Raw genomic sequence first — 6132 nt, 5'->3', positions numbered from 1 at the left:
CAGATAATGCCAATGCAGACCAGGCCGATGCAGATGGTGATGGCATTGGAGACGCCTGTGATACGTGTCCAAATGATTCAAACAACGATGCAGACGGTGATGGAGTTTGCGGAGACTTAGACAACTGTCCAGATAATGCCAATACAGACCAGGCCGATGCAGATGGCGATGGCATTGGAGATGCCTGTGATACGTGTCCAAACGATCCAGATAATGATTCAGATGGTGATGGTGTTTGTGGTAATATCGACAACTGTCCAAATAATGCCAATGCAGACCAGGCCGATGCAGATGGTGATGGCATTGGAGATGCCTGTGATGCCTGTCCGAATGATGAAACAAATACATGTAATGACTGTATAAATGAAGGTGGCGACACCGACGGTGATGGCATATGTGATGATGTGGACAATTGTTTAGATGCATATAATCCAGATCAATTAGACTCCGATTTAAACGGAATTGGAGACGTCTGTGATATAGAAGAACCAAGATGTGAAACTGGCTTTGCTAAATCAATTAGTAATTCAGAACGTTTTTCTGAAGACTTCAATCGCTGGGGATGGACAAATATGATAACAGAGGAGAACACTTATTATATGGATATATATATTGGTGCAGGAGATTATCAATTATCTAATGAAAATTTAGTCGGACAAGTTATTGTTAAATATTTAGAAGGTAAAGTGAATGTTAAGTACCAAGTGATTTCCGGTTATTCCTTAAATAAAGTGCATTTGTATATAGGCTGTGAATCGTATCCGAAAAAAGGACAAAAATACACTGTAGCCCCGGGACAGTATCCTTTTAAATCTGCAACATTAGATGCAACAAATGAAGTAATTTTCGATCCGATTGATGTGAGTCAGCTTAATCAATTCTACATCATTGCTCACGCCGAGGTCTGTGAATACGATGACGATATTATTGTCACAAATCATGTGGAATTAAACCAAAACAAAGCAACAGTAGATTGTGAAGTTGCAAATAAAACAAGTTATAGAAATGCTGTTAAGATGTATCCCAATCCAGTGAATACCAAACTCACTATTGATATTAATGAGCTTGTTGAGCTAGAATCTGATTTAAAAATCTTTGACTTGTACGGAAGATTATTATTTAATAAAAAAGTGGAAAATTTCGAAAAGGTTATTCTTGAAATCACCAAACAATATCAGGAGGGTGTACACCTAGCCATTATCAAAAACAATAAGCAGTTTATCATTAAAAGGTTTATAGTTTTAAAAGAATGATTTTAGATGTAATAAATTAAAATAATTGAATTATATAACACCATATCAAAATATTATATTTTGATATGGTGTTAAAAATTTATCAAGAGCGTTTTTGGGGGAGCTTACAGAGCATCAAAAATTTCTTGTCCTATTAATGTTTCAATATTATTTTCATCAAAATAGGCCCTAACAACTTCAAAATTTTAGAAACATATTTTTTTACACGAGTTTTTCCCATACCGTTCAACTCCAAAAGCTCTGCTTTATTGGATGGTAAAGTTTCACACATTTCATATAAGGCCTTTTGTGATAAAGAACCTTGTATTGATTACCCGTTTTAGGCTAGTTTTTAATCATCAATGAAATTTATTCAATCAAATAGATTGGATAATAAGTCTATAAAAAACTCAAGCCACTTTTTCAAGTACTAACCCCGTTGCAGTTAAACCAGGTCCGAATGCTACCGCAATAATTTTAGTGTTGGGCTTAATATTAGGATCTTTTACAATTTCATTAAAAATATGAGGAACTGTAGCTGAAGACATATTTCCATTATTTTTTAGAACCTCGTAGGACCAATGCGCCTGTTTTTTTTCTATTTCTAACTCGTTCACAATGTGATCAATAATTTTTGGTCCACCAGGATGTATGGCATAATATATCGAATCTTTTTGCTCCTTAAAATTTAAATCAATTTTATTACACATATCCGTAATAAACTTCTCAATATATTTTTTTATGAAAATAGGTACACGTTTAGAGAGCGTCATTAAAAAATTATACTCTCCCAAATTCCAAGTCATATCCTCCAAAGAATCGGGGATAATAACTTCATGAGAAGCCAGTATTTTTAATCCAACTTTACTCTTAATTGAATCATCATTGAAAAAACTTGTTTCATCATATAGCGAATATCCAATAAATCCATCTGCAAACAATGAACAAATCACGGTATTAGCAGGCGAGAAATCCGTTAAATTTAAATGAGTTGACAATAATTCTGTATGCACAATATCAACCCTTCCCTTTTTTTCACTGTAACTTAACAATCCTGAACCTGTTCGTATAGCAGGAAAGGCTCCATAACACCCCATATGATAAGAATGAGTAACGCTTACATCGTCCCAATTACGCTCTATAACTGCTTCTTGCGCTAAACTTGGAGCAGAATAACCAGAGCATGTTACATGTATAATATTTTCAGGCTTATTGGGTGAATATTCATAAAACTTATCAAAAACATTTTTTACTTTTTTCTTGAACCAATCCATACGTGCCCCAATCTTCGGACCATAATGACTTCCTTGTAAATCTTCAAAACCAACAGGAAAAATGTAATCCCAAGGTTCCGTATATTCCATATCATTTACAATAAATGGCTCTATCTCATCGAAAAGTAAGACTTGTCTTTTTGCTATATTATTCGATGACACGGCATATTTATCAACATGTTCGGATACTTCTTCAAAAAATAAAGGTTCTTTTTGATCTAAGTTCCCCTCTGCAACTAAAACAGGATGGTTTTGATAATGGTAGTACAGAAATTTTGTGTACTGATTCAACTTGTCTTGACTAATTAACTTTCCAGCCAAAATAGGATGAAAATTAGATATTATTATATTTTTCATATCTATTATAGTTTAGTATTAATAATAAGTTAAGTGATAATGGTTAGCATGATATCCATCATATATTTAATATCTGGTTTTTAAAATATTGACTCCTTATAAACGCAGTAAGCTAAATTCGGTCTGAATATATACATAAATTGTTTTTAAGCGTAATAAAACAACATTTAATCGACGAAATACATAAAAACAACTAAATTTTGTAAGAAAAAATATATTTAAAATTAATACCATAAGCAAATACTTAAAAGCTTGATGGCAAAAATTATAAGTGTATTTAACAGCATTTTCTAACCTATCATTATCTAGTTTGAATTATAGAATGGGATATACTTTAATTATAGAAATGTATTGTTTAGATTACTTATTTGGTTAAAATATAGTTTTTCATTGATTAAATGACTAAAAGCAAAAACCCCTTCATTTTTCCATGAAGGGATTCCAAAAAAGGCCATGACCTACTCTCCCACGGATGCAGTACCATCGGTTCTGACGGGCTTAACTTCTCTGTTCAGAATGGCAAGAGTTGAGCCCCGTCATTATAACTGTCTTTTACTTTAAACTATTTATTACTCATTCGAGAACCTCCAGATGCTCCGCATGTGCAAACATTTTTCCAGTCAAACTAAATATAATTACTAATTAGTAAAATCCATGTCTTAATCCTTCAAACCCTCTAACACCAAACGCAGCTCTCCATAAGAATACTTATCATCCAGTTGATGCTTTAAATCAGATAGGTTCTGAAAATGATGCTTTGGAATGATGCTTTTCAATGCTTCGTAATGTTCCTCAGGCATCAAATCGGTTACTCTTATTTCTCCAGAAACAACAAAACTGGCCAAATGCCCGAATATTGTATTTTCGTTGAGTTCGCGTTCATCTGCAATATCCTGAATAGATTTACCAGACTTAAACATTTGCAATGATTCCTTTTTGGTATCACCCTTTTTCTTTTTTGGCTTGGGCATATCAAAGATTTCTGGCCCTGTTGATGTCTCTATATTATTTTCATCACAATAGCCACGAATAACATTTAATATAGAAGAACCGTATTTTTTTATGCGGGTTTTTCCCATCCCATTAACCGCCAAAAGTTCTTTTTCATTTGTTGGCAAGGTTTCGCACATCTCGTAAAGTGCTTTTTGGGTAAAAATTTGATAATGGATTAGGTCATTTTCTTCAGCTATCTCATTTCTAAGGTTGCGTAGCTTTTCAAAAAGTTCAATATTACTGGTGCCTTCAACCACAGTTTGTCTCTTCTTCTTGGGTTTTTCCTTTCCTGTAAAAATGGATTTTGCACGCAACTCTAAAAAATGTTCAACATTAAAAACATCGGTCATTTCCTTAAAATACAATTGCTTTGCTTCAAACAGTTCATCAAAAGCATCCAAGTGTTTGGTTATTTCACTTCCTATGGCTTGGTTGTCGGTAGTAAAGCCAAAGTTCTTTAAAGGTTGAGCAATGTTTTTTTCGGTTTCCGCTTTAAAATAGTCCATAGCTTTTTTAAACCGCTCTTGAATAACATTACTTTGTTCTGGTAAATATTCATCACTTTCTGAAAGTTGCTGCAGTTGACTTTTAAATCCATTACTCACCTTTAAAAGGTTAATAATAGCATTTTTTATATTCAGAAAAATATCTTCAATAGGCCCTTGAACAACGGTTCTATTTTTATAATAAATATCTAAAATTCGATTTAATGGATATAAAAATTCGTAAAAATCAAATATTTCTGAAACCAAATCTAGTTGAAAGCTTTTCTGGGACTGCTTTAAAACCTTTTCATTAGGTGCATTTTTTTCAGCATCTTCATTAAATGCATTTACATTACCATCGCTAATAATTTGGTTAGGGTGTATTTTACTTTTTAAGACTAAACCTCCCAACGATTTACATCTACTTAACGCCACATAGGTTTGGCCATGGGCAAATGCGCCCTGGGCGTCGATAATTGCTTTATCAAAGGTTAAGCCTTGGCTTTTATGAATGGTTATCGACCAAGCCAAACGCAGAGGCATTTGTGTATAAGATCCTATTTTGTCTTCTGTGATGGCTTTGGTTTCAGCATCAACCGAATATTTAATATTTTCCCAAATTTCTGGAGTAACTATAATATTAAAATCATCATCTGGGCAATGAACCACAACTTCATCAGAATCCAAATGAATTACTTTTCCAATTTTACCGTTAAAGTATCGTTTTTCACCGCTGCTATCATTTTTTACAAACATGACCTGAGCACCAACTTTCAACTCTAAATTTTCCTTATTGGGGTAGGCATATTCAGGAAATTTGCCATCTATTTCAGCCCTGTAAGTAACGGAATTAGTTTTTAATTTTTCTAATTCAGTTTGATTGGTAGCCTCAGCTTTGTTATTATGTGTGGTTAAAGAAATATAGCCATCATCAGGTTTGGGTGTAAAATCAGCAATAAAACGTTTGTTTAATTCTTGGGCTCCCTCCTGACTCAGCTTATTATTTCTAATTTCATTGAGTATTTCAATAAACCTAGGGTTTTCCTGTCTATAGATGTGCTTGAGTTCAATGGTTATGGCTTTACATTCTTGAAAAGCCAAACTACTAAAGAAAAATCCATTTTTATAGATGTGTTTAAGTAAATCCCATTCCTGCTCCTTAATAACTGGAGAAAGCTGTTGTAAATCTCCAATCATTAACACTTGAATACCTCCAAAAACCATGTTTCGGTTTCTAAAACGTCGCAACGTTCGGTCAATACCATCCAGTAAATCTGCACGAACCATACTCATCTCATCAATAACTAGTAAATCCATCGATTTGATAATATTAATTTTTGTTTTGCTGAATTTTCGGTTGAAACCCTTTGAAGTATTTAAATCTGTATCAGGCAGAATAGGTCCAAAAGGCATTTGGAAGAATGAATGTATTGTAACACCTTTCGCATTGATTGCGGCCACACCTGTTGGAGCAACAACAACAAGTCGCTTTAAACTATGCATTTTTAAACGATGCAGAAAGGTTGTTTTACCAGTTCCCGCCTTACCCGTTAAAAAAATAGAACGATTGGTATTGTTTACAAAATCCCAAGCCAATTGAAGTTCTCTATTTTCAGCCATAGCCTAAATTAAAGTTGGCATTGAAGATAAGAATTTGATTGTTTTTAACAGATTTTGAGATAAAAAATTTATTTGCCTCAACTCCGTTAGCATAATATACAAACACAAAAAACCCTTCATATTTCTATGAAGGGTTTCCAAAAAAGGCAACGACCTACTCTCCCACAAACG

4 protein-coding genes and 1 rRNA gene are annotated in these 6132 nt (G+C 33.6%); 1 reads left to right on the top strand and 4 read right to left on the bottom strand.

Annotated elements, in window-relative coordinates; all coding sequences use genetic code 11:
• On the top strand, positions 1 to 1253 hold a 1253-nt coding region (locus tag ACIEHO_RS16370; RefSeq protein ID WP_406973718.1), incomplete at its 5' end, for a thrombospondin type 3 repeat-containing protein.
• 133 nt (positions 1254 to 1386) lie between these two features.
• Here ACIEHO_RS16370 and ACIEHO_RS16365 read toward each other — a convergent pair.
• The 4 genes from ACIEHO_RS16365 to ACIEHO_RS16350 form a co-directional block, all read right to left on the bottom strand.
• A complete protein-coding gene (locus ACIEHO_RS16365; protein WP_406973716.1) occupies positions 1387 to 1524 on the bottom strand; it encodes an HRDC domain-containing protein in 138 nt (45 codons plus the stop codon).
• Between the two features lie 118 nt (positions 1525 to 1642).
• Positions 1643 to 2863, bottom strand: a complete 1221-nt coding sequence (locus tag ACIEHO_RS16360) for a 3-oxoacyl-[acyl-carrier-protein] synthase III C-terminal domain-containing protein (protein ID WP_406973714.1) — start codon at positions 2861 to 2863, stop codon at positions 1643 to 1645.
• A gap of 445 nt (positions 2864 to 3308) precedes the next feature.
• Positions 3309 to 3416 (bottom strand): 5S ribosomal RNA (gene rrf / locus ACIEHO_RS16355).
• Positions 3417 to 3522: 106 nt separating this feature from the next.
• The gene (locus ACIEHO_RS16350) at positions 3523 to 5961 is read right to left on the bottom strand and encodes a helix-turn-helix domain-containing protein (protein WP_406973712.1); all 2439 of its coding nucleotides are present in this window, start codon (positions 5959 to 5961) and stop codon (positions 3523 to 3525) included.
• Positions 5962 to 6132 lie beyond the last annotated feature (171 nt).

The sequence above is a fragment of the Flavisericum labens genome, from assembly GCF_045446075.1.
Taxonomy (GTDB): domain Bacteria; phylum Bacteroidota; class Bacteroidia; order Flavobacteriales; family Flavobacteriaceae; genus Flavisericum; species Flavisericum labens.
This window is presented reverse-complemented; position numbering and strand designations above follow the sequence as displayed.

Bases quoted from the DNA above. Each gene is read 5' to 3' on its own strand.
- ACIEHO_RS16365 (WP_406973716.1), bottom strand. From the start codon at position 1,524: ATGTGTGAAACTTTACCATCCAATAAAGCAGAGCTTTTGGAGTTGAAC.
- ACIEHO_RS16360 (WP_406973714.1), bottom strand. From the start codon at position 2,863: ATGAAAAATATAATAATATCTAATTTTCATCCTATTTTGGCTGGAAAG.
- ACIEHO_RS16350 (WP_406973712.1), bottom strand. From the start codon at position 5,961: ATGGCTGAAAATAGAGAACTTCAATTGGCTTGGGATTTTGTAAACAAT.